The organism is Bacillus sp. C-3-6, from assembly GCF_054509685.1.
Window position 1 is genome coordinate 2,115,033 of the sequence record NZ_CM137247.1, and the last position, 24,542, is coordinate 2,139,574.

33 protein-coding genes and 1 pseudogene are annotated in these 24,542 nt (G+C 32.7%); 27 read left to right on the forward strand and 7 right to left on the reverse strand.

All coding sequences use genetic code 11. The annotated features are described in order from the left end of the window. Positions 1-10: 10 nt before the first annotated feature. From ACW0JX_RS10925 to ACW0JX_RS10955, 7 genes are all read left to right on the forward strand, one after another. The gene (locus ACW0JX_RS10925; protein WP_000436691.1) at positions 11-1,279 is read left to right on the forward strand and encodes a peptidase; all 1,269 of its coding nucleotides are present in this window, start codon (positions 11-13) and stop codon (positions 1,277-1,279) included. Next, entirely contained in the window at positions 1,276-2,175 is a 900-nt protein-coding gene (ablB, locus tag ACW0JX_RS10930; RefSeq protein ID WP_000878589.1) for a putative beta-lysine N-acetyltransferase, read from the forward strand. Before ACW0JX_RS10925 ends, ablB begins: the two co-directional genes overlap by 4 nt. A gap of 163 nt (positions 2,176-2,338) precedes the next feature. After that, positions 2,339-3,724 carry an arginine utilization transcriptional regulator RocR gene (rocR, locus tag ACW0JX_RS10935; protein WP_459245663.1) on the forward strand — a complete coding sequence of 462 codons (1,386 nt, stop codon included), beginning with the start codon at positions 2,339-2,341 and terminating at the stop codon, positions 3,722-3,724. A 210-nt stretch (positions 3,725-3,934) separates the two neighbouring features. Next, on the forward strand, positions 3,935-5,356 hold the full coding sequence (gene kamA, locus ACW0JX_RS10940) for a lysine 2,3-aminomutase (RefSeq protein ID WP_000902145.1): 1,422 nt from the start codon (positions 3,935-3,937) through the stop codon (positions 5,354-5,356). Further along, the gene (locus ACW0JX_RS10945) at positions 5,353-5,625 is read left to right on the forward strand and encodes a YokU family protein (RefSeq protein ID WP_000995766.1); all 273 of its coding nucleotides are present in this window, start codon (positions 5,353-5,355) and stop codon (positions 5,623-5,625) included. The genes kamA and ACW0JX_RS10945 overlap by 4 nt, the downstream gene beginning before the upstream one ends. 72 nt (positions 5,626-5,697) lie before the next feature. Then, the gene (locus tag ACW0JX_RS10950; RefSeq protein ID WP_000750717.1) at positions 5,698-5,913 is read left to right on the forward strand and encodes a YozE family protein; all 216 of its coding nucleotides are present in this window, start codon (positions 5,698-5,700) and stop codon (positions 5,911-5,913) included. Positions 5,914-6,162: 249 nt separating this feature from the next. Continuing rightward, a complete protein-coding gene (locus ACW0JX_RS10955; protein ID WP_000101498.1) occupies positions 6,163-6,825 on the forward strand; it encodes a hypothetical protein in 663 nt (220 codons plus the stop codon). A 4-nt stretch (positions 6,826-6,829) separates the two neighbouring features. On the opposite strand, the gene ACW0JX_RS10960 is transcribed toward ACW0JX_RS10955, so the two are convergent. After that, on the reverse strand, positions 6,830-6,985 hold the full coding sequence (locus ACW0JX_RS10960) for a DUF3930 family protein (protein WP_000431486.1): 156 nt from the start codon (positions 6,983-6,985) through the stop codon (positions 6,830-6,832). Positions 6,986-7,134: 149 nt separating this feature from the next. Here ACW0JX_RS10960 and ACW0JX_RS10965 point away from each other — a divergent pair, with 149 nt between their 5' ends. From ACW0JX_RS10965 to ACW0JX_RS10985, 5 genes are all read left to right on the forward strand, one after another. Next, positions 7,135-7,314: a YozD family protein gene (locus ACW0JX_RS10965; RefSeq protein WP_000658451.1), complete on the forward strand. Its 180-nt coding sequence runs from the start codon at positions 7,135-7,137 to the stop codon at positions 7,312-7,314. A 110-nt stretch (positions 7,315-7,424) separates the two neighbouring features. Continuing rightward, entirely contained in the window at positions 7,425-7,607 is a 183-nt protein-coding gene (locus tag ACW0JX_RS10970; protein ID WP_000473371.1) for a hypothetical protein, read from the forward strand. Beyond that, complete coding sequence (locus tag ACW0JX_RS10975) at positions 7,607-8,428, forward strand: serine/threonine protein kinase (RefSeq protein WP_095690970.1); 822 nt, start codon at positions 7,607-7,609, stop codon at positions 8,426-8,428. Before ACW0JX_RS10970 ends, ACW0JX_RS10975 begins: the two co-directional genes overlap by 1 nt. Then, complete coding sequence (locus tag ACW0JX_RS10980; RefSeq protein ID WP_000486630.1) at positions 8,410-9,165, forward strand: sporulation protein; 756 nt, start codon at positions 8,410-8,412, stop codon at positions 9,163-9,165. Before ACW0JX_RS10975 ends, ACW0JX_RS10980 begins: the two co-directional genes overlap by 19 nt. 77 nt (positions 9,166-9,242) lie before the next feature. Further along, entirely contained in the window at positions 9,243-9,878 is a 636-nt protein-coding gene (locus ACW0JX_RS10985; RefSeq protein WP_000833369.1) for a phosphatase PAP2 family protein, read from the forward strand. On the opposite strand, the gene ACW0JX_RS10990 is transcribed toward ACW0JX_RS10985, so the two are convergent. The 3 genes and pseudogenes from ACW0JX_RS10990 to ACW0JX_RS11000 all read right to left on the reverse strand — a co-directional run. After that, positions 9,868-10,749 (reverse strand): cation diffusion facilitator family transporter, encoded by an 882-nt coding sequence (locus tag ACW0JX_RS10990; protein WP_000380385.1) that lies wholly within the window; start codon positions 10,747-10,749, stop codon positions 9,868-9,870. The two genes, ACW0JX_RS10985 and ACW0JX_RS10990, sit on opposite strands and share 11 nt — an antisense overlap. A 352-nt stretch (positions 10,750-11,101) precedes the next feature. Beyond that, entirely contained in the window at positions 11,102-11,416 is a 315-nt protein-coding gene (locus ACW0JX_RS10995; protein WP_000658787.1) for a thioredoxin family protein, read from the reverse strand. Positions 11,417-11,681: 265 nt separating this feature from the next. Further along, positions 11,682-11,894, reverse strand: a pseudogene (locus ACW0JX_RS11000) (GNAT family N-acetyltransferase); the annotation flags it as partial. Positions 11,895-12,261: 367 nt separating this feature from the next. Here ACW0JX_RS11000 and ACW0JX_RS11005 point away from each other — a divergent pair. The 4 genes from ACW0JX_RS11005 (at position 12,262) to ACW0JX_RS11020 (ending at position 14,335) form a co-directional block, all read left to right on the forward strand. Continuing rightward, a complete protein-coding gene (locus ACW0JX_RS11005) occupies positions 12,262-12,537 on the forward strand; it encodes a hypothetical protein (protein WP_000355695.1) in 276 nt (91 codons plus the stop codon). 143 nt (positions 12,538-12,680) lie between these two features. Continuing rightward, positions 12,681-12,932: a DUF3947 family protein gene (locus ACW0JX_RS11010; protein ID WP_000500098.1), complete on the forward strand. Its 252-nt coding sequence runs from the start codon at positions 12,681-12,683 to the stop codon at positions 12,930-12,932. Positions 12,933-13,069: 137 nt separating this feature from the next. Then, positions 13,070-13,606, forward strand: coding sequence for a C1q-like domain-containing protein (locus ACW0JX_RS11015; protein ID WP_095690969.1), 537 nt, complete (start codon positions 13,070-13,072; stop codon positions 13,604-13,606). A 153-nt stretch (positions 13,607-13,759) separates the two neighbouring features. Beyond that, a complete protein-coding gene (locus ACW0JX_RS11020; RefSeq protein ID WP_053564576.1) occupies positions 13,760-14,335 on the forward strand; it encodes a complement C1q domain-containing protein in 576 nt (191 codons plus the stop codon). A gap of 692 nt (positions 14,336-15,027) precedes the next feature. On the opposite strand, the gene ACW0JX_RS11025 is transcribed toward ACW0JX_RS11020, so the two are convergent. Continuing rightward, on the reverse strand, positions 15,028-15,222 hold the full coding sequence (locus ACW0JX_RS11025; RefSeq protein ID WP_089170935.1) for a hypothetical protein: 195 nt from the start codon (positions 15,220-15,222) through the stop codon (positions 15,028-15,030). Positions 15,223-15,487: 265 nt separating this feature from the next. On the opposite strand from ACW0JX_RS11025, the gene ACW0JX_RS11030 reads away from it, so the two are divergent. The 6 genes from ACW0JX_RS11030 (at position 15,488) to ACW0JX_RS11055 (ending at position 20,580) form a co-directional block, all read left to right on the forward strand. Further along, positions 15,488-16,078: a hypothetical protein gene (locus ACW0JX_RS11030; RefSeq protein WP_000392281.1), complete on the forward strand. Its 591-nt coding sequence runs from the start codon at positions 15,488-15,490 to the stop codon at positions 16,076-16,078. A 500-nt stretch (positions 16,079-16,578) separates the two neighbouring features. Beyond that, on the forward strand, positions 16,579-17,577 hold the full coding sequence (locus tag ACW0JX_RS11035; protein ID WP_095690968.1) for a glycoside hydrolase family 25 protein: 999 nt from the start codon (positions 16,579-16,581) through the stop codon (positions 17,575-17,577). A gap of 202 nt (positions 17,578-17,779) precedes the next feature. Further along, on the forward strand, positions 17,780-18,631 hold the full coding sequence (locus tag ACW0JX_RS11040; protein ID WP_459245664.1) for a peptidylprolyl isomerase PrsA: 852 nt from the start codon (positions 17,780-17,782) through the stop codon (positions 18,629-18,631). Between the two features lie 417 nt (positions 18,632-19,048). Then, positions 19,049-19,267, forward strand: coding sequence for a hypothetical protein (locus tag ACW0JX_RS11045; protein WP_098126138.1), 219 nt, complete (start codon positions 19,049-19,051; stop codon positions 19,265-19,267). A 248-nt stretch (positions 19,268-19,515) separates the two neighbouring features. Next, the gene (locus tag ACW0JX_RS11050) at positions 19,516-19,923 is read left to right on the forward strand and encodes a hypothetical protein (RefSeq protein ID WP_095690966.1); all 408 of its coding nucleotides are present in this window, start codon (positions 19,516-19,518) and stop codon (positions 19,921-19,923) included. A gap of 321 nt (positions 19,924-20,244) precedes the next feature. Continuing rightward, entirely contained in the window at positions 20,245-20,580 is a 336-nt protein-coding gene (locus tag ACW0JX_RS11055) for a YolD-like family protein (protein WP_069355547.1), read from the forward strand. Between the two features lie 208 nt (positions 20,581-20,788). On the opposite strand, the gene gerPF is transcribed toward ACW0JX_RS11055, so the two are convergent. Next, the gene (gene gerPF / locus ACW0JX_RS11060) at positions 20,789-21,004 is read right to left on the reverse strand and encodes a spore germination protein GerPF (protein WP_001141569.1); all 216 of its coding nucleotides are present in this window, start codon (positions 21,002-21,004) and stop codon (positions 20,789-20,791) included. Between the two features lie 207 nt (positions 21,005-21,211). On the opposite strand from gerPF, the gene ACW0JX_RS11065 reads away from it, so the two are divergent. The 5 genes from ACW0JX_RS11065 (at position 21,212) to ACW0JX_RS11085 (ending at position 23,970) form a co-directional block, all read left to right on the forward strand. Continuing rightward, complete coding sequence (locus ACW0JX_RS11065) at positions 21,212-21,547, forward strand: hypothetical protein (protein ID WP_000651909.1); 336 nt, start codon at positions 21,212-21,214, stop codon at positions 21,545-21,547. A 44-nt stretch (positions 21,548-21,591) separates the two neighbouring features. After that, positions 21,592-21,792, forward strand: a complete 201-nt coding sequence (locus tag ACW0JX_RS11070) for a hypothetical protein (protein WP_459245665.1) — start codon at positions 21,592-21,594, stop codon at positions 21,790-21,792. A 141-nt stretch (positions 21,793-21,933) separates the two neighbouring features. Next, positions 21,934-22,641 carry an SDR family oxidoreductase gene (locus ACW0JX_RS11075; RefSeq protein ID WP_095690964.1) on the forward strand — a complete coding sequence of 236 codons (708 nt, stop codon included), beginning with the start codon at positions 21,934-21,936 and terminating at the stop codon, positions 22,639-22,641. 243 nt (positions 22,642-22,884) lie between these two features. Further along, positions 22,885-23,559, forward strand: coding sequence for a DUF6944 family repetitive protein (locus tag ACW0JX_RS11080; RefSeq protein WP_069355549.1), 675 nt, complete (start codon positions 22,885-22,887; stop codon positions 23,557-23,559). Between the two features lie 198 nt (positions 23,560-23,757). Continuing rightward, a complete protein-coding gene (locus tag ACW0JX_RS11085) occupies positions 23,758-23,970 on the forward strand; it encodes a YqaE/Pmp3 family membrane protein (protein ID WP_000990219.1) in 213 nt (70 codons plus the stop codon). Between the two features lie 64 nt (positions 23,971-24,034). On the opposite strand, the gene ACW0JX_RS11090 is transcribed toward ACW0JX_RS11085, so the two are convergent. Further along, positions 24,035-24,244: a KTSC domain-containing protein gene (locus ACW0JX_RS11090; RefSeq protein WP_000977079.1), complete on the reverse strand. Its 210-nt coding sequence runs from the start codon at positions 24,242-24,244 to the stop codon at positions 24,035-24,037. Positions 24,245-24,542 lie beyond the last annotated feature (298 nt).

Here is a 24,542-nt window from a genome sequence, read left to right on the forward strand (position 1 = left end):
GATGTAATATATGGAGCAATTAAAAAAGCAAGTTTGTGATTATATTGAGAGCCATGAAGAGGAAAGTGTGAAATTTTTAAAACGATTAATTCAAGAAAAGAGCGTATCTGGTGATGAAAGCGGTGCGCAGGCGATTGTGATTGAAAAATTACGTGAATTAGGTTTAGACCTCGATATATGGGAGCCTTCTTTTTCTAAAATGAAAGATCATCCTTATTTTGTATCACCCCGTACAAGTTTTTCAGATAGCCCAAATATTGTAGCAACTTTAAAAGGAAGTGGCGACGGGAAATCTATGATATTAAATGGGCATATTGATGTAGTTCCAGAAGGGGATGTGAATCAGTGGGAACATCATCCTTATAGCGGTGAGAAGATAGGAAATCGTATATATGGCCGTGGAACGACGGATATGAAAGGTGGAAATGTCGCACTCATGCTTGCGATGGAAGCGATTATTGAATCTAGCATTGAATTAAAAGGAGACATCTATTTTCAAAGTGTAATAGAAGAGGAAAGTGGCGGAGCAGGGACATTAGCAACTATATTACGAGGATATAAGGCAGATGGTGTCATTATTCCAGAGCCTACTAATATGAAGTTTTTCCCGAAACAACAAGGTTCCATGTGGTTTCGTTTACGTGTAAAAGGGAAAGCTGCACACGGTGGAACGCGTTATGAAGGGGTTAGTGCAATTGAAAAAAGTATGTTTGTTATAGAACATGTAAGAAAGCTAGAGGAGAAAAGAAATAGTCGAATTACAGATCCGTTATTTAAAGGGATTCCGATTCCAATTCCAATTAACATTGGGAAAATTGAAGGAGGGAGTTGGCCAAGTTCTGTTCCAGATGAATTAATTTTAGAAGGAAGATGCGGTGTTGCGCCGAATGAGACTATAGAGGCGGCAAAAGAAGAGTTTGAGAATTGGATTGTTGAATTAAATGATGTGGACAATTGGTTTGTTGAAAATCCAGTAGAAGTAGAGTGGTTTGGAGCGAGATGGGTTCCTGGTGAATTAGAAGAGAATCATGAACTCATTACAACACTTCATCACAACTTTGTTGAAATCGAAGGGAACGAACCAATTATTGAAGCATCTCCGTGGGGGACTGATGGAGGTTTATTTACACAAATTGCAAACGTACCAACAATAGTATTTGGTCCAGGAGAGACGAAAGTAGCACACTATCCAAACGAATATATAGAAGTTGATAAAATGATAGCTGCCGCAAAAATTATTGCATGTACATTACTAGATTGGTGTGAGGTGAAAAAATGAAATACTATGAATCTTTTAGAGAACAGACGAATTGTTATACAGTAGAAGGCGTTTTAGATTATTTTAATAAGCGTATTCGGGTAGATCACTATACAGGAAATGTTGAAAGTATTATACAGACAATTGACGAACTAGCAGAGGAACATTCTTTCACTAAATGTATTATTAAAGGAAAGGGAGAGCATGTTTCAACATGGCTCTCTTTCGGTTTTTTGTTGGAAGCAACGATACCTCATTATTTTCAAGGACACGATGCATACTTTTTTGTGAAATATAATAATGATGAAAGACGAAATAGTATGCATTGGACTGAGGAAGATACTATATTAAGCGGTGTAAAAGGAAAAGAAATAAAAGAAAAAGTAGTTCCAGAGAAATTTTTGCTGAGAAAAGCGACTGAAGAAGATGCAGAAGAATTAGCAACTGTATTCGGAAAAGTATTTGAAGTGTATCCGACACCTTTAAATGAAGCGAGTTATGTATTACAGACGATGAAAGAAGACGATACAATTTACTACGTATATGAATATGAGGGGAAAATTATTAGTACAGCATCTGCAGAAATGAATATAAAAGAAGGGAATGCAGAATTAACGAATTGTGCTACTTTACCTGAATATCGTAAACATGGATTTATGAAAAGTTTACTAATTAAATTAGAGGAAGAGCTTCGAGAAAGATCTATTTTCTGCTCCTATACAATTGCTCGATCGCTTTCTTTCGGAATGAATGCTGCCTTTCATCAATTAGGTTATACGTATACAGGAAGACTGGCGAATAATTGCTACATTTTCGATAAGTTGGAAGATATGAATATATGGGTGAAAGATCTTTCTAGCTATTCGAAAGCAGTAAAACTTCCGCCTCAAAATTCGGCTGTAAAGCAAAACAGTTAGGTGGAGCTGGGTGTTTGAAAAGCTGTACTAATTAGAGTTTCGAGTTATCTAATGAAAATATAAAATTGGTCAAAATTATAGAACGGAATCGTCATGCTTACAATCGCACATAGGTGTGCCGAAAATTCGGCATGTAATTGCTGGATTTTCGGCAAGAGGGGGGATGACATTGCTAGCAGTTTCGACACAAGAAGTCATTGAAGCGATTTTGGGCAGTATTGATGAGGCTATACACGCTGTAGATGAGAATGGAATTACAATATTTTATAATTCTGTAGCTGCAAAACACGATGGATCGAAGATTGAAAAAGTGTTAGGGAAACATCTGTTAGAAGCGTTCCCGTCTTTATCAAGGGAAACGAGTACATTGATGAAAGTACTAGATACAAAAAAACCTATCGTACATCAAGCACAGCATTATCAAAATTTAAATGGTGAAGATGTTTGTACAGTAAATACGACGTTACCTATTTTTATAGATGGGAATATTGCTGGGGCTGTTGAAATTGCAAAGGATTACTCTACAATTCAAAAACTTACTGACACAATTGTTGACTTACAGTCGAAAATAAAGCGATCATCTAGAAAAAAAGTGATGAAAAAGCATGCTGCATTTGAGACGATAGTGACAAATGATACGCGGTTTAAACAGACGAAAGAGTTAGCGCAAAAAGTAGCACCAACAGACGCAAATGTTTTAATATATGGTGAAACAGGAACAGGAAAAGAACTGTTCGTACAAGCAATTCATGAAGCTTCTAAAAGAAAAAACAAGCCATTTATTGCACAAAACTGTGCAGCTTTACCAGAGTCGCTATTAGAAAGTTTATTGTTTGGAACGACAAAAGGAAGCTATACAGGAGCGATTGAAAGAGCTGGGCTATTTGAACTTGTTGATGGTGGGACATTATTTTTAGATGAACTGAATTCAATGCCTCTTGATTTGCAGGCAAAAATGTTACGAGTGTTAGAAGATGGAGTCATTAGAAGAATTGGTGATAATAAGACGAGAAAAGTAGATGTTCGTGTTATTACCGCAATGAACCAGCCTCCAGAAATATGTTTACGAGAGAATAAAATTCGCACTGATTTATATTATCGCTTAAACGTATTTTCATTATATATCCCACCGCTTCGTGAAAGAACTGAGGATGTACTATTATTAGCATCTTATTTTTTGAAAGAATATAATAAAAGTTATAAAAAAGGTGTACTTCAAATTGATGAGGAAGCGAAAGATAGACTGCAAGCTTATCAGTGGCCTGGAAATGTCCGAGAGTTAAAACATACGATTGAACATGCTGTTATTATTGCAGAAGGGAATACATTAACAGCCAATTGTTTACCACGTACATTTCGGAAAGAGAATTTTTCGAAGAAGAAGGGTATAATGCCACTTAGAGAAGCACTTCATCAAACAGAAAAAGAATTAATAGATCAAGCGTTGATTGAAACGGAAGGGAATATATTACAAGCCGCAAAAATGTTAGGTATCCCTCGTCAAACGCTTCAATATAAACTGAGCAAGTACGACAAAACCGCCGAATAATCGGCGGTTTTTGTGTGTTTGCACGAATAAAAGAGCGTTTACATATATAAAAAGTAATGAATATGATGTTAAGTATTGATTTCATACAACGCTTAAAAATATTTTTTCGCTTATGTAATAGGGTTCTCCGCACATTTACTTATCAACAATGTAAAGTTGGCATAACTATTGCTTATATAAAGGATGAGCGTATAAAAAGGGGGAATAGCAATGTTACATGATGTATACAAACCAAATCGTCACTGGAAGGATATCGAGTTATGGAAAGATGTTACTGAAGAGCAATGGAATGATTGGGTTTGGCAATTAACGAATACGATCAAAACGTTAGATGACTTAAGAAAAGTAATTAACTTAACACCTGAAGAAGAAGAGGGCGTTAAAATTTCAACGAAAACGATCCCGTTAAACATTACACCGTACTATGCTTGGCTAATGAATCCTGATGATCCACGCTGTCCGATTCGGATGCAATCAGTACCGATTTCGGAAGAGTTATATAAAACAAAATATGATTTAGAAGATCCGCTTCACGAAGATGAAGATTCACCAGTTCCAGGGCTAACACATCGTTATCCGGACCGTGTACTATTCTTAGTAACAAATCAATGTTCTATGTATTGTCGTTACTGTACACGCCGTCGTTTTAGTGGACAAATTGGAATGGGTGTACCGAAGAAACAATTAGATGATGCGATTGCTTATATTAGTGAAACACCACAAGTACGGGATGTATTAATCTCCGGTGGTGATGGACTTCTAATAAACGATAAAATTTTAGAATATGTATTAAAAAATTTACGAGAGATTCCGCATGTTGAGATTATTCGTATCGGAACGAGAGCACCAGTAGTATTCCCACAACGTATTACAGAAAATTTATGTAACATTATTAAAAAATACCATCCAGTATGGTTAAATACACATTTCAATACATCTATTGAAATTACTGAAGAATCGAAAAAGGCATGTGAAATGTTAGCGAATGCTGGTGTTCCAGTCGGAAACCAAGCAGTAATTTTAGCTGGTATTAACGACAGCGTTCCAATTATGAAAAAACTTATGCATGACTTAGTAAAAATCCGTGTACGTCCATATTACATTTATCAATGTGATTTATCTGAAGGTATCGGTCACTTCCGTGCACCAGTATCTAAAGGTCTTGAAATTATTGAAGGTTTACGTGGACACACATCTGGTTATGCTGTTCCGACATTCGTTGTTGATGCTCCAGGTGGAGGCGGTAAAATTGCACTTCAACCAAACTATTTAATCTCACAAAGTGCAGATAAAGTTGTACTTCGTAACTTTGAAGGTGTTATTACGACGTATCCAGAGCCAGAGAGCTATATTCCAGGAAGAGCGGAAGGATACTTTAAAGAGATTTATCCGAACTACGAAGAAAAACGTTCAGATGTTGGTATCGCAGGTCTTATGAGCGATAAGAAATTTAACCTCGTTCCAGACGACTTACAGCGTATGAACCGTCGTAAAGACTATGAAGATAATGATACGCATGCATCTTTAAAAGATAAACGTGATAAGCGTGATCAATTAAAAGATAAAAAATATCAAGCGCAAATGGCTAAATTAGAAGAAAACGACAAAAAAACTGAGGGTGATGCAGTATGAATTGTATGTGGTGTGACAGTACAGAAGCGAAAGAAAGCTTGAATACTGTATATTGGGAATTACCAGATGGTACGAAAGCCATTGAAATCCAAAAGACACCATGTATTTCTTGTTCCTCGTGCGGGATGGACTATCAATCAGATCATACAGTAAAAGAAATTGAAGATCAATTATTTTTAATTTACACGAAAGATTTACCAAAACAACTAACGTATGAAGAATTAATGGGAAGACCGCGTCTATTAAAAAGAAATTATTTCGACTTTTAACCAGCTTTTATGCTGGTTTTTTTCTTTTTTGCCTTGTATAATGTACCCAAGTTAGAAAGGTAGGGAATATTTTTGAAAAAGACATTTTACCATTATATGATGAAGCATCGTGCAGCTTTATTTAGAAATGAAATTTCAGATTTAGCAGAGGCGATGTATGATGATTTAAGTTTTCCGAAGCAATCTGAAGACTATGATGAAATTAGTTCATACTTAGAGTTGAGCGGAATGCTAGAAAGTATGTCTATATTTGATGAAGCCTGGGATTTATACATACAAGATAGATAAAAACTATTTGAAAACATACAGAATACATTACTTTGTGTAAAGTGAAGTATTCTGTATGTTTTTTTATACGAAATTTGTTGATTTAAAGCTAGTCTAGTTACTAGATTTTTTTTGAGTGTAACGTAAATTTTATAAGATTATAATTTTTATTGAAAAAATTTATGAATATAAGCTTCTGTGATAAGCGTTTTTATGTAGGTTGCATATACTGATATCAAAATCACGACGTCAAAAAAAGGAGAGATAGAGATGGCAAGAAAAAAACAACCTAAATACAACGTAGGGGACATAGTCGTGATTACGCTATATGGAACCGTTGGGAAAATCACAAATATGAAGGTCTTAGATGGAGTTTATGTATACGAAGTCAATAATCACGATGGATTTTACGTAGAGCAAACATTGCAGCACGTTACAGAGCAAGATATGAAAAAGGGCGATACGGAGTGGATTGAATTAAATTATAATTTCACGTTTGGTGATCTTGTGCAAGTAACTGGATATGATAAAGATGTTTTCCGTATTGTTGGTTTTCGTACAGAAGTATGGAGATATAAGAATGACGCATGGGAAGATACAATTTATGAATTGTCACGGATTACGGATGGTGAATGGTTAGAAGCGGATGAGTCAGATTTAACGTTACTTGCGAATGCTCAAACGGCAAATGCAATTTTGAAGAAACTGAAACAAGATAAAGCAGGTATGAATAAATTAGATTTAGGTAAGTTAAAGTCAATTAACAACTCGAAAAAAGTGAGTGTTAAGACGAATCGTCAAGAAATCATTGATGGGTTACTTGATATTTATAACGATTATCAATTATTGTTCGATACATTTAAAGATGAAGAATATAAAATTGTAATGGATGTTGTTCATAATTATTTAGTTAAATTGACAGAGAAAAAATAGTTAACTAGAAAGAGAGAATAAATTGAACAACAACATATGCAGTATAAGGTATGCCTACAACTATTAAAAAAATAAAAAGCCACTTTATAAGAGAGTCTGCCCATTGATCTTCATGCATGAACTCTTCTTTTGTTTGTCCTACTTCATATTGATTTTCCATTATTATTTCCCCCTTTGAATAGCTTGTACTACAATCGTATGCATCTCGTCCAAAGCTTATGACCTATAAAAAAATAAAATCTATTTTTCTAATCTCATATACATAATTTTGAGATTTTTTCATAAAACAGAAATAAAGGAGTGATGCTCATGAAGGAAATTGAAGTCGTGATTGATACGGAAGAGATTGCGGAGTTTTTTTATGAGCAACTAATTGAAAGAGGGTACGTCCCAAAACGAGAAGAGATTGAAGATCTCGCAGATATTACATTTGAGTATTTATTAGAGAAATGCATGATTGATGAAGTTTTTGATGAAGAGGATGAATGAAAGTAACGACGGGCATAACTCGTCGTTTTTTACTCTTTACAAACCTGTCACAAATATAGTCAATAATTATTGGTATAATGAAAAGGAAATTTTACTCAAGAGGTGAAGGAATGTTCAAAAAAATTATTGATTCTTTATTAGGAAAGAAAAAATATCGTTCGTATTCAAGTAGTGATTATCGTCGTAGAGGGCGCTCTTATTCAAGTAGCGATTATAAACGACGTTCATCTGGTTATGGACATCAACATTATAAAAGAAAACGTAAAAGCCGTAGCTTCTTTTCAAGTAGCTGATGAAATGGCGTCGTGTACTAGCTTTATTTGATAGACCACTGCGAAAAAATACAATTGTTGCAGAACGTTATAAAATTGAATCAGTAATTGGAATGGGCAGTTATGGGGTTACATATGTCGTTAATGATTTACAAATAAATAGATATAAAGTCTTAAAACAATTAAGACAAAGTAAACAAAGATATGAGTCTGGTAGAAAATCATTTGAACAAGAGAAAATGATTTTACAAACATTGAATCATTATGCAATTCCTAGTCTATATGATCATTTCATATGGGAGAAAAAGAGCTTCTTTGTAATGGAGTACATGCCTGGTAAAAATTTTGAAGATTATATTTTTATAGATGGGTATGTATATACAGAACGTGAAGTTTTTGAGATTTTATATGAAATATTAGAAATTGTATCGGTGTTTCATAGTGAAGGCATTATTCATCGAGATTTACGCATTCCAAACATACTAATGAAAGAAAATCAAATTAGTATTATTGATTTTGGATTGGCTAAATGGAAAGGTGAGGATGATGAGCGAGCTACAACTTACGAAGGTGAACAAGCTTTGATGCGAGAAGTTCACTTTCGTAGTGACTTTTATGCGCTCGGTCATTTCTTATTATTTTTATTATATGCAGGATATGAATCTAATGAAAAAAAGGAAAAACCATGGTACGAGGAATTAACTTTGGAAAATTATAATCGCGAAATGCTTATGCGAATGTTACAAATAAATACGCCGTACTATGAGAATGTACAAGATTTAAAACAAGATGTAGCTTCTGCTTTAGAGAGGATGGAGACTCCATGTTTCAAAAGTTTTTAGCAAGCGTTGGTATTGGAAGTGCAAAGGTAGATACTGTTCTTGAAAAAGATGAGTATATTGTTGGGGAAGAAATAGTTGGAAAGGTTCATATAACTGGAGGTTCAGTTAGCCAACAAATTGAAAGCATTTACTTAACATTATCGACGTCGTATGTACGAGAAGTGGATGATAAAAAAGTAACAGCAACATATGATTTAGAGCGAGTACGCTTAACAGAACCTTTTTCTGTAGAACCGAATGAAAAAGTTGAAATTCCATTTTCTTTTCCAATGCCAATTGAAGCACCACTTACACTTGGTATGAAAACGGTTTGGATTCATACAGGTCTTGATATTAAACGTAGTATAGACCCAAGTGACCGCGACTACGTTCAAGTGTTACCCAATGCATTATTAAGTAGTGTTTTAAATAGTGTAAATGAATTAGGGTTTAAAGCACGTCATATAGAATGTGAAGAATTACCGCATCGATTACGTAAGCAAGTTCCATTCGCACAAGAATTTGAGTTTATTCCGGTTTCTGGAGAGCATTATGGGAAATTAGATGAATTAGAATTATTAATCTTGCCACGTGCATACGACCGACTAGAAATTATTATGGAAGTAGATAGAAAATCCCGTGGTTTAGCTGGATTATTCGCTGAGGCGCTTGATCTTGATGAGAAGGTGATTCGTTTTACCGTAACAAGAGAAGATATCCCTGAGATGAAGCAAAAAATTAATAATTATATTTTTTAATAAACTATGCATAAAAAAGAAATGGAGAGGAAAACTAAAACAACCGCTCCATTTTTTTGCATAGTGAGGTTATGTATGTGAAACGATATCGACATTTATACTTGCTAAGTTTTACGTTACTCATTTGTTTTGTCGTATTATCACTTTCGTATCATACCGCTTGTATTGAGAATTTTGACAATATAGTCGCACATTTTATTCAAAGCTTTCGAAACGATTATTTGACGACCTATTTTACTTGGGTGTCTTTTATCGGTTCCAAAAGAATATATTTTCCATTACTCATTATTCTTGTAATGTATTTTCTCGTTAGAAAAAAGTTGCTTAGTGCGTTACTTCTAACAATTAATTACTACGGATCTCGTTATTTAAACAGTATGCTTAAACTATGGTACGAACGAGCAAGACCTGATGTCACGCAGCTTGTTACTGCAACTGGATATAGTTTTCCGAGCGGTCATACGATGAATGCTACTGCTTTTTTAGGATTTATTGCATACGTCACAATTACTGAAGATCGTATTTCATTGCATAAAAAATTATTAATTATTCTTATAGCAAGCTTTGTTGTATTATCTATTTCAGTTAGCCGAATATATCTTGGCGTGCACTATCCATCTGACGTATTAGCAGGATGGGCAGCTGGCGGTAGCTGGCTCGTTTTATGTGTTATATTTCATAAAACGTTCATAAAAAAAGAACCTATGTCATAATAGGTTCTTTTTTCATTGGCTCAACATGAATGTGTGCATGGTAAATTCCAAACTTTTTGCGAAGCATAGCCTCGATATTGTCAGTAATACAGTGACTTTCTCCAACATCCATACGAGCATCTACTTCAATTGTAATATCAACGTACGTTTGATTCCCGTACATACGAGCTCGAATATCTACAATGTTTTCCACACCGCCAATATGCTCAATAGCATCAGCGTATTCCTCCATTTTATCAGGATCAATTCCATCTGTTAGCATATGAGAAGATTCTACGAAAATCTCCCATGCAGTTTTACAAATAATAAGACCTACAATTAAAGCGGCAATAGGGTCTAAAATAGGCATTTGGAACTGAGAACCGACAATACCTACTACAGTACCAATACTTACGAGTGCATCTGATAAATTATCCTTTGCAGCGGCTTCTAATGATTTACTTTTTGTTCGTGCTGCAATTTTTTTCGTATACAAATACACGCAGTACATAACGACAGCAGAAAATAAAGCAACCCATGCAGCGAGTACATTAGGTGCTGCTTGTTTCGGATTTAAGAAAGATTGAATGGCACTAATAACAACTTCTAATCCAACTGTTGCCATAATGAAGGACGCAACAAGTGATGCGATTTGTTCGGCCCGCGAATGCCCATACGGATGATCTGGGTCACGAGGTTTACGAGATATTTTTAGACCAATTAATATCGCTAAAGAAGCACCGATATCCGTTAAGTTATTTAAACCGTCAGCACGTAATGCACTAGAGAGGGTAATATAACTGATGATGATTTTCATAGAGGATAAAAATATGTAGGCCATAATGCTGACAATAGCACCTTTATCAGCTTCTTTATGAGAAAGAGTATCCATTTTAATCACTCACCTTTCTTTAAAGGAATTCTTTCTATAAATAGAGTATCAAACGAAAGTCGTGTGGGTCTATACAAACATTGTTGACGTTTTATAGCTTTTTAAGAAGGGGATAACAAAGTTTCGTGAAGGAAAAATATGTTGAAAAGTACAAAGTCAGGGTGTAAACCGAATTGGAGTTTATTTACTAAAGAGATAGGAGGGGAGATGGATGAGGAAACGAATACTTTTCTTACTATGTATTATTCTTATAATGACAAGGTGTAATTCATTAAACGATGAAAAACGTCAAAAGGTAAGTGTGAAAATAGATGAAAGCCCTCTGAAAAATATTTTCCAGAGGGCTTTTATTTTAGTATGCTTCTAAAAACTCAGTAACTTGCTCTTCAGTTTTTGCGTTAGCACTATGTAAGTGGCCTAACTTCTCACCATTTTGGTATACAAGTAAACTTGGAATACCCATTACTTGATACTCTTCAGCGATACTTGGAAACTCATCTTTATTAATAGAATACCATTCAAATTTATTGAACTCTTCCATTACATCTCCGATAAAGTTGTCCATACGTACGCAATCTGGGCACCATGTAGTAAAGAACTTAACAACTACAGGCTCCTCGCTTGCGATGATGTCTTTGAATTCTTGTTCTGTTTTAATTTCTTTCATAAGTAAAACTCCTTTCAATATCACACGAATTTATATGCAAAATTCGTATTTGCAAACATGTTGCAAACTTATTATTTGTTTTTTAGTTTTGTAGTTCGTTCACACTTATAAAATTGTATGTAACATGACTGCGCTACTAAGTGTGAAAATAACGAAACCTCACTTTTCTTTATAAGCTTTTTCCAGGATTGTGTCAAACTTTTGAATTTTATACAGAAATTAAAGAAGCCCACACTTTGATTGAGTATGGGCAGAGGGACTAAAATTAATCGCTTATTAATTTCGAATAGATATTTAAATCCATAAGCTTTCTAGCTGATTTTTCGCTCTTTCTCAGAGTACCTTCAAAAGTAAAGTTTAATTTTTCTAATACTTTTATGGAATTTACATTTGCAGGTTCAACTTTTGCTTCAACACGATTTAGTTTTAGATGTGTAAAAGCATAATCTAATAAAGAGGATATTGCTTCAGGTGCATATTATAGAAATAATCAGTGATTTATGGGGATTCCGATTGCTATTCATATTGATAGGATTGGTTTGCATCGGATTTGGCGTTGCTATTTTAATAGTAGAATTGTAGTGGAAGATAAGTAAAGGGCATCTAATTAAGATGCCTTTTTATATTAATTACCAAAATTGAATAGGGTTAGAAATTATATGGTTGTAATGGGAATTGAGGGATATGAATAAAAAATTTTATCCCGCATTAACGGGCAGTAAGCCCCCACTGATTAAAGTTTCACTTTATTAGGGATTTGCCTTAAACATTTATTACAGTCAAGAATATTTATAATAATATGAACTAAAAAAGGTCCAATTTTTGTAATGTTGGAGGGGATTATTGTGGACATAACTCAAAGCGTATCAAGAATAGTGGTTAATGGGAAAGACCTTTCTTTCACTTCAGTTCAAACCTCTGCATGGAATCATGGACCTGTAAATGATTTAATCGTTACGACGAATCAGAGAGTGAATGAGCTTTATCAATTCATGTGGTCACAAGTACCGGTTACGATTTCGGTATATTTCCTTCAAGGAGCGGATTTACTTAGGTTCGTTAGGGTTGCGGGAATTAATGAGCGTGTAACAGGAGAATATGTATATCATTTCATTTGGTGATAAGAAGGAGTCAAAGTAGTCTAGCAGCTACTTTTTTATTTTATCATTTGAATATAAGCGAGCGGACTAGCTTTATAGTACCCACTGAAATAAAGAATCATAATATAATTTGTAATAACTTATATGGAAGTGAGTTGAAAATCATGTTTTATTCATATTTTAATTCTGAAACTGGTATGCGACCAGCGTATGGTACATCTATAACGTATAGTGGAGCACAAAGTACAGTCCAAGCTATTCAACAAGCATTGCAAATGCAACAACAATTGCAAATGCAGCAGCAAGGTGTACAACCGTATTATTCATCCGTAGAGTATTTTTACCCAGTACATCAAGTTACACCGTACGGAAGTTCTTTTCTGACTATTCCATATGGGACTGTATACAACTTATAACTAGTAAGGAATGAAGTGGTGTATATAAATAAGGGTGCAGGTTAATAGCGCCCTTATGAATAATAAAAATAGCTAGTCCAAACCTTATAAATCAATCTTACATAATATGTAGTAATAAGTTTGAAAGGGGAATTAGTATGTCTTGTTATTACTACTGTAAGTATTGTAAGGAGTATAAAAAGAAGTATCATGATTGTTGTAAGAACACTTGTAAGTGCCATGATAACAAGGACAATCTTGTTAGAGCATCCGCATTTAGAGCTAGAAATACAGTAAATCAAAATGTTCCTGCTAATACTTTTGTGAAAGTGTTATTTCAAAATGAACAATTTGATTTAGCGAATGAGTATAATCCAGCAACATCTATTTTTATGCCGAAGACTAAAGGAGTATATTCTATTATTGGAACGATTGGTTTCTTTCCAAACGATCCAACTTTAAATTATAGAGCGCGTGTAGAAATTCGTGTGAATGGAAACGCAGCGATAGCTATAGATAATGACTTTTTTGGTCCAATAAGTTTTGGAAATGTAGTAAGTGTTTCGACGATTGTTCAATTGAATGCAGGGGATGAAGTTGAGATTTATGCACAAAGTAGTATAGATGGAGTTTTAAGTCCTTTAGAAGATGGTGCACATTTTGAAGCAGCAAGATTTCCTTCTCCAATTAAATAAAGTCATGAAACAATGAGTTTACAGAAGCTTAAAGGTAAACCCTCACCGAAATGGTGAGGGTTTTTTACTCTATTAAAAATAGTAACAGGTCGTCCAAGCTATTCTAATCTATATAGCATACTATGTAAAAATAAGTGTAAAGGGGGACTAACTATGTCTTATTATTACTGTAAGTATTGTAAAGATTACAAAAAGGAAAGTCATGATTGTTATAGGAAAAGTAGTAAATGTGATAGGAAGTATGTAAAGGTGAAGTGTTGTGATGATAAGAAAGAGGAGCTTGTAAGGGCATCGGCATTTAGAGCTGTGAATACAGTTAATCAACCTGTTCTAGCAAATACCCCTGTTAAAGTATTATTTCAAAATGAACAATTCGATCTAGCGAATGAATATAATCCAGTAACATCCATTTTCACTCCGAAAACTAGAGGGGTATATAATGTATTAGGAAATATAACATTTTCTCCAAATGATTTTAATGTGAATTACAGAGCTAGAGTAGAAATTCGTGTAAATGGAAATCCAGCAATAGCGATAGATAATGATTTCTTTGGAACAGGAGTATTTTTTAATAATGATGTTTCCGTAACTACTATTCTTCAATTAGAAGCAGGAGATTTAGTTGAAGTTTTTGCAGAAAGTAGTATTGCGGGCGTAATTATACAAAATGTTAATGGTTTAAATACGGTTCACTTTGAAGCAGCAAGATTTCCTTCTCCAATTAAATAAAACAGATCATTAAATATTTTTTAGTAGGTTTAGTTAATCCCCTTACCAAATGGTGGGGGATTATTATTGTTTTTCTAAAATATATAAGTAAATAGGTAAAGTATAGTTTAATTTTTAGAGGCTTCACCCTTCTTCAGGTAATGAACAAAATAATATGTAAATAAGTAACATGCTTCTGAAAACTCATTGTTAGTAAGTTTACTAGTTTTCTTATAGAACAAGAAAGACGGAATACATAAAAAATCGTATCATTACGTTTTTTTACTATATAGAAATTACATATTGAACATAGATTTGTGTAGGCAATGCTAATACACTGAAAAGAATCACATAAAGGCGAGTACACTATATAAAAACAAAATCAATCCTAAGATGAGTAGTATTGGATGCAGCTTGAACATATTTGACCTCCTTGTGTATATAAAGAATTTTAATATATTGTTGGTCAATTTAGAAGGGGGACGGTTACATAAAAAAAGAGCATACATAAAAAGTACGCTCTAAAGAAAGATAGGTTTTATGAGTGGATAATCTCCATACGATAATATATGTTCTTTTAATAAAAACGTGTAAAAAATCAATGAATTATCAATGGAATATCATAAAATGAGTAATTTTAGTTTAGGAATGCAGTTATTTTCTTTCTCAGTTATTTTAGGTAACAAAGTTGTGAAAATCGTACATTATGCGGACTAACAACGGGATAGCGATCGTACTTCAGTTACATATTTCTTAAAGTCTGGATATTGCGTGATAGTTTGACATCTAGGGGTGCATAGTTGATTAATTATAGACACATTTGTAATTACTTCGTTACAAGGACCGAAAAATGTAACTTTTAGCTTTGAATTTGGTGGGATTTTGAACAAGATAGGTTTTTTTTCCATGAAATCAGCTCCTAATATTGAGTATTATAAGTTAAAGGATATAGAGTCGTATTAGTATAATATGAAATTTCAGTGGATTTGCTTATAATAAAGAATTTCATAGTAGTAAAAGTGCTTAAAGATGTAAAGGGGAAATTGAAAATACGAAATAAAATGTTTAATTAATATAATCAATAAATACGCAAATGGTTAATATAACTAATGCATTTTTTAATTTGCTACATATTATGTTAGTAAGAATTGTATAAGGAGGTAGTATAAAATAGTGGAAGAAAATGTACAAGCTCAGCTTTCGCCACCATGGATCACATATTTTAATGAATTAAAAAATTCAATAGGTGCTGATCCAACTGTTACAGTTGGGCCGCTTATTCCTGTTGGTGGTAATTATATTATTTTAGTGCATGCGTTAAGTAATGAAAAAGCGAGAGCATTAGCAACGCTTTTAAAATCTTTTGTACAATTTGGGAATGTAAGTGTGACAGTTATTGTAACGAATAATGAGAATGAAATTGTAAATCCATTTCCTTGTCCACTAGATGCATTTGAAATAGCTCATTTATTTCAAGTAGCACTAGAAAATAATCCTTATTTTGAACAAGTTGTGGTACAGCCTCAGTTCCCTGGCGGACCGAATGTTGTCTTTCCGGTTTTCGCTGCGGAAGTCATTCAGTTTTTCAATGACGATATTTCTAACTTATGTCAAACGTTTACAGGTGTTGCTGCCAATGTATTTCGTGATGTAATGAATGATGAGGTTTGTGGTATCCCAATTCTATTTTCCACAAGTTGTGTTATGAGCAGTGAAAACTCACAATTACAAAATACAGATTTAGCACCAAAGTTGTTTTATTAAACTGTAAAAAGACATTTTCATGAATAGAAAATGTCTTTTTTATGCACCAATAGTGTGCAGATTGGACAATTGTAGGTTAGTAGGAATAATCTTCAATAAATTAAAAAAATTTCTGAATCTCAAATTTCATGGAAAGATAGTAATTTTGACTTAAGAATATATAGAAAATGAGGAATAATTTATATTAGCTGAAAGGGAATTGATATTGGAAGTTTTAATTTAATAATGTAGGGGGATGTTTTCTAATATCCGTAAAAATAATTGATACCTGGATTGATAGGACGAGATTACATAACAAATGAATAGTAGGGTATATTTCAAATATGAGAATGTTTTATATGGTATATATGTTAAAGTTAATAGAAATATTTCTGAAAGAGAATATATTTTTTAAAACAGTAACGATTCTTTTTATTTATATTATAGATAGCTAGTTTTAGAGAGATAAGGCTTACAATAAAACAAGCTATGAATAAGACATTAAAAAGGAGCTGGAATGTATGGGTTATATTGTAGATATTTCAAAATGGAATGGAACTATCAATTGGGATATTGCAGCATCTCAGCTAGATTTAGTGATTGCTAGAGTTCAAGATGGCTCTAATACGGTGGATTTTATGTATCAAAATTATGTTAGTGAAATGAAAAAGTATAGTATCCCATTCGGTAATTATGCTTTTTGCCGTTTTATATCTATTGCTGATGCAAAGAAAGAGGCACAAGATTTTTGGAATCGTGGTGATAAATCAGCTAAGTTTTGGGTGGCGGACGTAGAAGTTCAAACGATGGCAGATATGCAAGGCGGGACACAGGCATTTATTGATGAATTACGCCGTTTAGGTGCGGAAAAAGTAGGATTATATGTAGGGCATCACATGTATTTATCATTTGGAGCACGTAATATTGAAGCTGATTTCGTATGGATCCCTCGTTATGGAGGGAATAAGCCAGCATATCCATGTGATATTTGGCAATATACGGATTCAGGGAATGTTCCTGGGATTGGGAAATGTGATCTGAATCGATTAGTAGGAAATAAGTCACTTTCTTGGTTTATAGATTCGAACAAAGCAAATCAATCTAACATAGTGTATAAACAGCAACCGAATGGCATTGGTATTGCAGTTTCGAAATATCCTGATGGATACGGAATAAATTTATATGAGAACCCCATGAATCCTCAATTTACAGGTGCACTCACTCAGAAAATTCCATATTTAATCTTAACAGGCTATTGGGGAGGCGGTGAGCAAGATATGATTTGTTTAGGGAACGATAAGCAGTGGGCATATTTAAAACATTTTAAGGTGAAATGGTTTTATGCAACTTCGAAATATCCTGTCGGCTACAGAGTAAATTATTATGAAGAGCCTGAATGTATGAATTATAAAGGAAATATAGATGGATCGACATCTTTTCGAGTGTGGGGTAGAGTGGGAAATGCGGTAGATATCGGGCAGAATAGTTGGATACCTGAAGAACATGTAGGTATTAAGTAACTATAGCAGCCGTATTGTTTTTGAGGTGTATGTAAAGAGTCTTCTTACTATACATAATAGTAAGAAGACTCTTTATGTTTAAAAATGGAAATGCATGATACATAGTCAACTCATATGAAATGAATTACATGCAGAAAACACACTGTTTTCACAATGCCTGTGTATAGTTAATTTGCATAATGATAAAAGTGAGGTATTTGAATTGAAAAAGAAAAAAATATTTATTGGAACAATTATTTCATGCGTGATGCTAGCATTAGCTGCATGTGCTTCTTCAGACAACGTAGTAACATCAAAAGTAGGAAATGTTACAGAGAAAGAATTAAGTAAAGAATTAAGACAACAATATGGAGAAAGTACTTTATATCAAATGATGTTAAGTAAGGCATTGTTAGATAAATATAAAGTTTCGGATGAGGAAGCAAAAAAGAAAGTAGAAGAAGCAAAAGATAAAATGGGTGAGAACTTTAAATCAACTTTAGAACAACTTGGATTGAAAAATGAAGATGAATTAAAAGAAAAAATGAAGCCAGAAATTGCATTTGAGAAAGCGATTAAAGCAACAGTCACAGAAAAAGATGTGAAAGATAACTATAAACCAGAAATGAAAGTAAGTCACATTTTAGTGAAAGATGAAAAGACAGCTAAAGAAGTAAAGGAGAAAGTAAATAATGGTGAAGATTTTGCTGCCTTAGCAAAACAGTATTCAGAAGATACTGGTTCAAAGGAACAGGGCGGGGAAATATCTGGTTTTGCTCCTGGACAAACAGTGAAAGAATTTGAGGAAGCTGCGTATAAATTAGATGCAGGCCAAGTAAGTGATCCAGTTAAAACAACTTACGGTTACCATATTATTAAAGTGACGGATAAAAAAGAATTGAAGCCATTTGATGAAGTAAAGGAAAAAATTCGTAAAGATTTAGAACAACAAAGACTACAAGATACGACAGGTAAATGGAAACAACAAGTAGTCAATGATTTATTGAAAGATGCTGATATTAAAGTGAATAATAAAGAATTTAAAGATACATTTAAATTTCTAGAAAAGAAATAATGATTGTAATCATAATTAGAAAAGGGAACTCATATAGAGTTCCCTTTTCTAATTAGTGTGTGAGTTATAAATAGATAGTAAGACAATACAATATTACATTTAAATATTAAGAATTACAATGGGAAATAATGGATTATAATTAAAGGTGCTATAACTATTTCAACGAAAGTGGATATTATACGGTTTTCATTATGCAAGTTTGTTACATATATTTATTCTTTAATAATGGATATCGAACATAATTTAAAAAATAATACATATAATGTTTTTGAATAAATATTTAATATGGATAATTAGTAAAAAGCTGAGCATTCGAATGGAAAGGATGTTCTTTTTGGTGTGAAAATTTTAGGATAAATAATGAATCGTATTAAACGCTTCATTTATCACATCAATAAATTAAGGTGGGGAGAATATATGAAAGTAATCTTTCAAGGAGAGGGCGGCGCGAAAATTTTTGAGTCATATGATGAAAATGTAAGTGATTTATTAGCTATATTAAAAGAAACAAAAGGGATTAAAATCGGAATTGTTGAGTATAAAGTGTTAAAGTACGAACTTAATTATTTTCGTCATCCGAAAAAAGCGGAAACAGAGAGAGAGTTACATATAATAGTACAACCTAAGTATATGTAATGAAATATAATAATAAAAATCACTGATTCAGTTTTGTAAAGTTTCATAGAGTATGTAAGAAAAGAGAGTGTTGTAAATGCTCTCTTTTCTTATGCTTTGTGAGTTCGTTCATCATAGTATATGTGTTCAGTTATAGATGGTTAATAAACGAAAAAATTTAAAACTTTTTTGTTTAGGCAGGGATTTTATATTTGAGTAAATAAATATACTATGAAGTATTTTTTATACGAATATTGGAGGAGTATAAAATGAGTTTAGCAAGTTACATAGGCTGTAATGTAGAAATTCCGTTAACGGAGCCCGATTCTAATGATGTAATTGTTTTTGGATCATGTTTTGCAGATGAAAGTATGCTTGAAATGGTACAAGAGTATCAATTCCAAACAAATTACATATATGAGGTTTCAACTAGTTGGGGAATTGAACTTGTCGAGTGGCAAAACGTAAAGGAAAAAAAAGAAGCGAAAGAAAAACTTTTAACTTTATGCAAGATTATGGAAGGTTATTTGGAAGATGGAGACTATATCGAATTATTCAGTTGTTGGGTTGGTGATGAAGATAAGGAACGAGTAGGGGAATTGAAATTAAAAATAAATCATTTTAATATAGATGAATTATGTATTCCAGAAAGAACATTAGTTAGGATAGAAAAATAAACATTGAAATATTTTTTAAGAAAAGGCGATTTCACTTTGTGTGAAGTCGCCTTTTAGTTGTTATATGCATTTTACATAAGAAATGAGAAGCTTATTTGATAAAGGAAAAAGTATGGAGATAAATAAAATTATGTTTTTTGTTAAAAAATAATAAGTATGGCTCTTCTCAAAAGAACGTAAGTTCGTGTATAATAAGAACGAATGTTCTTTTGAGAGCTAACCTAATTATAGTTTAGAAGTAAATCCGAGTTTAGTGCGTATTAAAAATAACTAAGGGATAGTATGGCTAAATAAATGTATAAATGATCAAGGAGATAAAAAATGAACGATGTAAAGATACAAAAAGAAGAAAGAGAGTGGGTTCCGTTTACAGTAATATCCGAACAACTTTTAAATATGAGAAAGATTATTGGAGAGAAATTAAAAGTACAAAAACCGCTTTTAACAAACGAAGCAAAAGAGAGAATTTCTGATAAATTATTAACGTCATTACTGTCTGAGAAAGAAATATTGGTAACATATTTTGAAGATGGTTACATACTAACAAGCTACATGACTGTTGTACATATCAATCCGGTAAAACAAATTGTAATTTGTACAGACGCCTTTTATAAAACTTACGTATTTAACGCTATGGATATTATTGAAATAACGTAAAAGAAGCTGAATATTAAATGGCAGCTTCTTTTATTTCTGATTTATGAGACAAATAATACAAGAAAAAGCAGCTAGCTTCGTGCTAGCTGCTGAGCCCCAGGGAAAGGGAGAAAAAGATAGGGTACTCCAAAATCAACAAGAGCTGTCAAACAGCCTGATTATAGTATAGACAAATTAAAATTTTCTATACAAAAAGTTGAACATAAGATTAGGCTGTACCCACTTGGTTTTGATCTGCAAGATCAGAATCAAATGTATTGGTCGCGCTAACACCGCTAAAAGTATTAACAACAAAACCAACGTTTGATGCGCCAGAACCATTATAAGCTTTCGTATTTTCTTTTGGAGAAACGTTGTAGAAATCACCTAAGTTAAATGAACCATTACTATTTTGTACAACTAAATTCCCTACAACTGATGGCATAATTTTCACCTGCTTTATAATAAGTTGTTAACATTACTATATGGAGTTATAGTCCAGATGGTTCATATAATAAAAATTGTGGAATAGTAAAACGTTTGGAGCATGGATTTCAATAAAAGTGTGTTAAAATTAATATAATAAAGTTGAGTAATTTTTTAAAAAAATTTGTATAATTGATATATACGAAAATAAAGGAGGCAAAATGTAATGAAAGATATTATGAAAAAAGTTGATTTAACAGATGCCAAATCAAGTAATCTTGTTGCACTAATTTATAGTAATGAAGTTATATTAGTTGAAGACGCATTTTGTCCAAATGAAATAAAATTAAAGTTTAATGAAATTGCAATTTTATCTGCAATTAAAACAGCTCATATTGCGAAAGTGTCTATTAGGAAAGAACTTGAAGCGCTTTTTCATGATACGGGTGTTATATTAGTGAAACAAAATGTTGATTATGGTAGTAGCCAATCTATTACCATGCATTTTGAGCAATTTAAAAAATTGCAATATGAGATTGAATATTTAAATAAAAGTATGTAATAAGGCAGCTAAATAAAGGTTCTATCATAAAGGTGGAATGTGTTGTGTTGAAAAAGTGGTTTGAAAATTATTTGGGTGAATTGCATTGTAAACATAAATATATTTTTATTAAGATGCAGGATAATGAGGATTTAAAAAAAGGTACATTATGTGTAGTTTATATTTACCAGTGTGAGAAATGTGGAAAAGAGAAGTTGAAATGTAAAAACGATAATGAAATAAACAATGAATTTTTAGATATATAGCAAAAAGTAACCATGATGGTTACTTTTTTATTTATGTATGCAATATCAAAACCATTACTAAAGTATGAGTTGAGTTGATACTATAGTAAATGGCTGAATAAAAATGAAGAGAGTAAAATATAGGGAAGGAGGATGAGAGAAATGCAGAGAAAAGAAATTGGTAAATCTGTAATTATTACAGGTGTGACACAAGGGTTAGGACGTGCGATGGTTGATCGATTTCATGAATTAGGGTGGAACATATATGGTTGTGGACGTTCAAAAGATAAAATTGAGGAACTAAAAAAACAGTACAGTAAAATACATGATTTTCAAGTAATTGATGTTTCAGATTCTCAGCAAGTTAACAACTGGGCAAATTATATACTTAATAGACATACGGCTCCCGATATGATAATAAATAATGCATCGATTGTAAATCAAAATGCACAACTTTGGAAAATTACGGCTCAAGAATTCGAAAATGTAATGAATGTAAACGTGAATGGTGTAGTGAATGTAATAAGAGCGTTTGTTCCCGCAATGGTAGCTAGGAAAGAAGGAATTATCATTAATATGAGTTCTAGTTGGGGGAGAGAAGGTGAAGCTGAGCTTGCGCCATATTGTGCCTCGAAATTTGCAATTGAAGGTATCACTAAATCTATGGCACTGGAATTACCTCATGGCATGGCTGTAGTTGCTTTAGATCCTGGAGGGAGTATTAGTACTCCAATGCTGAAGTCATGTGCGCCACAATATATAAATGAATCACCTACACCTGAAACTTGGTCACATAAAGCAACTCAATATATATTGAATATAACAATAGATGAAAATGGAGATTCATTGACATGCCCAGCATGCATATAAAAAGCACCTTTAAGGTGCTTTTTATATTAGTAGCACATTATATCATTCACAAAATTACATTTGAAAAATAAAATAAAAGATTAAGGGTGGAATTTATTTATTCCGCTATTTGCCAATCAGTAAGACCCCCACCTCAAAATTCAGCGAAAGTAAAGAATTTAGGCGGGGGATGAAGAACACCCCATTGATTAAAGTTTCACTTTATTTTGAAGGGTTTAGAAAATATTTAAATAGGTGATAAAAATGAATCCAAGCGGTTTAAAAGTTACAGGGGCATGGTTTCAAGTAGGAGGGAACCTTACAGCTGCAATTGGAACGACAAGAGGATTTATTGGAGAAGAGAAAGTTGAATCGGATCTTGTTATTGTAGGAAGCTCATTACAAGCCCTCGGGTATATATTACAAATCATTGCGAGCAATTATGATGATGGGGAAGAAAAAAGAGAAAATCAAAATATAGGCTTAGAGAATCAAAGTAAATTACTTGATCAAATAGGAATTGAGCTATTAGCATTAGGGAATATATCAAATGTAATAGGAACATATTTTAATATAAATGAACAATCGAAAGAAAATGATTATCTTATTATTACAGGGAACAGTTTACAATCGATCGGTGCTTTTTTCGGAGTAGAAGCAGCTTTGATGGATATAAATGTGCTACAGAAAATAATTATATTAGGTAACTCCATGCAAAGTTTAGGTGCTGGATTACAAGCGTATCAAGGTGTTTCAAATGTATTGAAAGATGAGAGAGAAAATGAAGATAGTATTTTTGATAAGAAGGATGAGAGAATAATTGCACTCATTGGTATTTGGATACAAGCGATAGGAACGTTAATTTCTGCAATTGGAGTAACTGCAATAGAGGAAGAAAATAGGCTAGAAAACAATGAAAAGGTTGAAATACTTATATAAATAGAAGGAGATACATGAATTTTATAGGTACGTTAAGATTAAAATAGTAGTAGGTTTTTTTGCCTATAGATAGAATATATAAAGTAAGAGATGTTATATATACTTAATGAAAATTTATGTAACAACAACATCATAAGGTTTCTTTACGTATGTTTTGAAAAGGGATATATAAAATACAAAATAAGGAGTTTTCAAGGGATGATGTATTTATTAGCAATTTTTCTTCCACCTGTTGCTGTACTATTTTGTGGAAAACCAATTCAGGCAATAATAAATTTCATATTAACATTAATATTTTGGGTTCCAGGAGTTATACATGCAATTCTTGTAGTGCATGATAAAAAAGCTGATCGGCGTTTGAAAAAACAAATTCAAGCATATGATGAAATTAATAAGAGGAATCGAAGATAATTCATCTGTGAAATGTTTTTAAAAGAAAGGAGGATTAACCTCCTTTTTTTAGTGGGTGTTAAGTTTAAATTTTTGTGTGGCGGAAAGAATTTTTAATATAAGTTTTATGATAATAACTTTTAGATTGTGCATGTAATAGGCCAATATAAATACTTTCTGGTACATTAAAGAAATCGTACATACCGTTCTTTAATTGGATTCGCAAAATCATAGAAAAAGGATTATAGCCAACAGCAACTATATTTTTTGAAATCACGGGAGATAGCTTCATCATTACGCAACTCCTCACTTTTCATTTTTAATAATTTCTTGTATATGTTGAGGTTGTGATGTTGAAATCCTTATAATTTAAGAGGTATTATACTTATATGCAACATATTAAATGTTTGTTATACGTAATTATAAGGAAGTTCACACGAAGTACATATCGTTGTGCTATTTTTATTTCACCTTTGATTTATAAATAAGAAAATATTGACCATTTGAAAAAAAGGTATATTATTTATACGAGGTATTAAAAATTCACTTTTTACATTCTATGCTTAAAGGGGCAGCGTTATTAGGAAAAATAG

What these genes read in the sequence shown, in the direction of transcription:
- ACW0JX_RS10925 (WP_000436691.1), top strand. Translation starts at nt 11, where the DNA reads ATGGAGCAATTAAAAAAGCAAGTTTGTGATTATATTGAGAGCCATGAA.
- ablB (WP_000878589.1), top strand. Translation starts at nt 1,276, where the DNA reads ATGAAATACTATGAATCTTTTAGAGAACAGACGAATTGTTATACAGTA.
- rocR (WP_459245663.1), top strand. Translation starts at nt 2,339, where the DNA reads ATGACATTGCTAGCAGTTTCGACACAAGAAGTCATTGAAGCGATTTTG.
- kamA (WP_000902145.1), top strand. Translation starts at nt 3,935, where the DNA reads ATGTTACATGATGTATACAAACCAAATCGTCACTGGAAGGATATCGAG.
- ACW0JX_RS10945 (WP_000995766.1), top strand. Translation starts at nt 5,353, where the DNA reads ATGAATTGTATGTGGTGTGACAGTACAGAAGCGAAAGAAAGCTTGAAT.
- ACW0JX_RS10955 (WP_000101498.1), top strand. Translation starts at nt 6,163, where the DNA reads ATGGCAAGAAAAAAACAACCTAAATACAACGTAGGGGACATAGTCGTG.
- ACW0JX_RS10960 (WP_000431486.1), bottom strand. Translation starts at nt 6,985, where the DNA reads ATGGAAAATCAATATGAAGTAGGACAAACAAAAGAAGAGTTCATGCAT.
- ACW0JX_RS10965 (WP_000658451.1), top strand. Translation starts at nt 7,135, where the DNA reads ATGAAGGAAATTGAAGTCGTGATTGATACGGAAGAGATTGCGGAGTTT.
- ACW0JX_RS10970 (WP_000473371.1), top strand. Translation starts at nt 7,425, where the DNA reads ATGTTCAAAAAAATTATTGATTCTTTATTAGGAAAGAAAAAATATCGT.
- ACW0JX_RS10975 (WP_095690970.1), top strand. Translation starts at nt 7,607, where the DNA reads ATGAAATGGCGTCGTGTACTAGCTTTATTTGATAGACCACTGCGAAAA.
- ACW0JX_RS10980 (WP_000486630.1), top strand. Translation starts at nt 8,410, where the DNA reads ATGTTTCAAAAGTTTTTAGCAAGCGTTGGTATTGGAAGTGCAAAGGTA.
- ACW0JX_RS10990 (WP_000380385.1), bottom strand. Translation starts at nt 10,749, where the DNA reads ATGGATACTCTTTCTCATAAAGAAGCTGATAAAGGTGCTATTGTCAGC.
- ACW0JX_RS10995 (WP_000658787.1), bottom strand. Translation starts at nt 11,416, where the DNA reads ATGAAAGAAATTAAAACAGAACAAGAATTCAAAGACATCATCGCAAGC.
- ACW0JX_RS11010 (WP_000500098.1), top strand. Translation starts at nt 12,681, where the DNA reads ATGTTTTATTCATATTTTAATTCTGAAACTGGTATGCGACCAGCGTAT.
- ACW0JX_RS11015 (WP_095690969.1), top strand. Translation starts at nt 13,070, where the DNA reads ATGTCTTGTTATTACTACTGTAAGTATTGTAAGGAGTATAAAAAGAAG.
- ACW0JX_RS11020 (WP_053564576.1), top strand. Translation starts at nt 13,760, where the DNA reads ATGTCTTATTATTACTGTAAGTATTGTAAAGATTACAAAAAGGAAAGT.
- ACW0JX_RS11025 (WP_089170935.1), bottom strand. Translation starts at nt 15,222, where the DNA reads ATGGAAAAAAAACCTATCTTGTTCAAAATCCCACCAAATTCAAAGCTA.
- ACW0JX_RS11035 (WP_095690968.1), top strand. Translation starts at nt 16,579, where the DNA reads ATGGGTTATATTGTAGATATTTCAAAATGGAATGGAACTATCAATTGG.
- ACW0JX_RS11045 (WP_098126138.1), top strand. Translation starts at nt 19,049, where the DNA reads ATGAAAGTAATCTTTCAAGGAGAGGGCGGCGCGAAAATTTTTGAGTCA.
- ACW0JX_RS11050 (WP_095690966.1), top strand. Translation starts at nt 19,516, where the DNA reads ATGAGTTTAGCAAGTTACATAGGCTGTAATGTAGAAATTCCGTTAACG.
- ACW0JX_RS11055 (WP_069355547.1), top strand. Translation starts at nt 20,245, where the DNA reads ATGAACGATGTAAAGATACAAAAAGAAGAAAGAGAGTGGGTTCCGTTT.
- gerPF (WP_001141569.1), bottom strand. Translation starts at nt 21,004, where the DNA reads ATGCCATCAGTTGTAGGGAATTTAGTTGTACAAAATAGTAATGGTTCA.
- ACW0JX_RS11065 (WP_000651909.1), top strand. Translation starts at nt 21,212, where the DNA reads ATGAAAGATATTATGAAAAAAGTTGATTTAACAGATGCCAAATCAAGT.
- ACW0JX_RS11075 (WP_095690964.1), top strand. Translation starts at nt 21,934, where the DNA reads ATGCAGAGAAAAGAAATTGGTAAATCTGTAATTATTACAGGTGTGACA.
- ACW0JX_RS11080 (WP_069355549.1), top strand. Translation starts at nt 22,885, where the DNA reads ATGAATCCAAGCGGTTTAAAAGTTACAGGGGCATGGTTTCAAGTAGGA.
- ACW0JX_RS11085 (WP_000990219.1), top strand. Translation starts at nt 23,758, where the DNA reads ATGATGTATTTATTAGCAATTTTTCTTCCACCTGTTGCTGTACTATTT.
- ACW0JX_RS11090 (WP_000977079.1), bottom strand. Translation starts at nt 24,244, where the DNA reads ATGATGAAGCTATCTCCCGTGATTTCAAAAAATATAGTTGCTGTTGGC.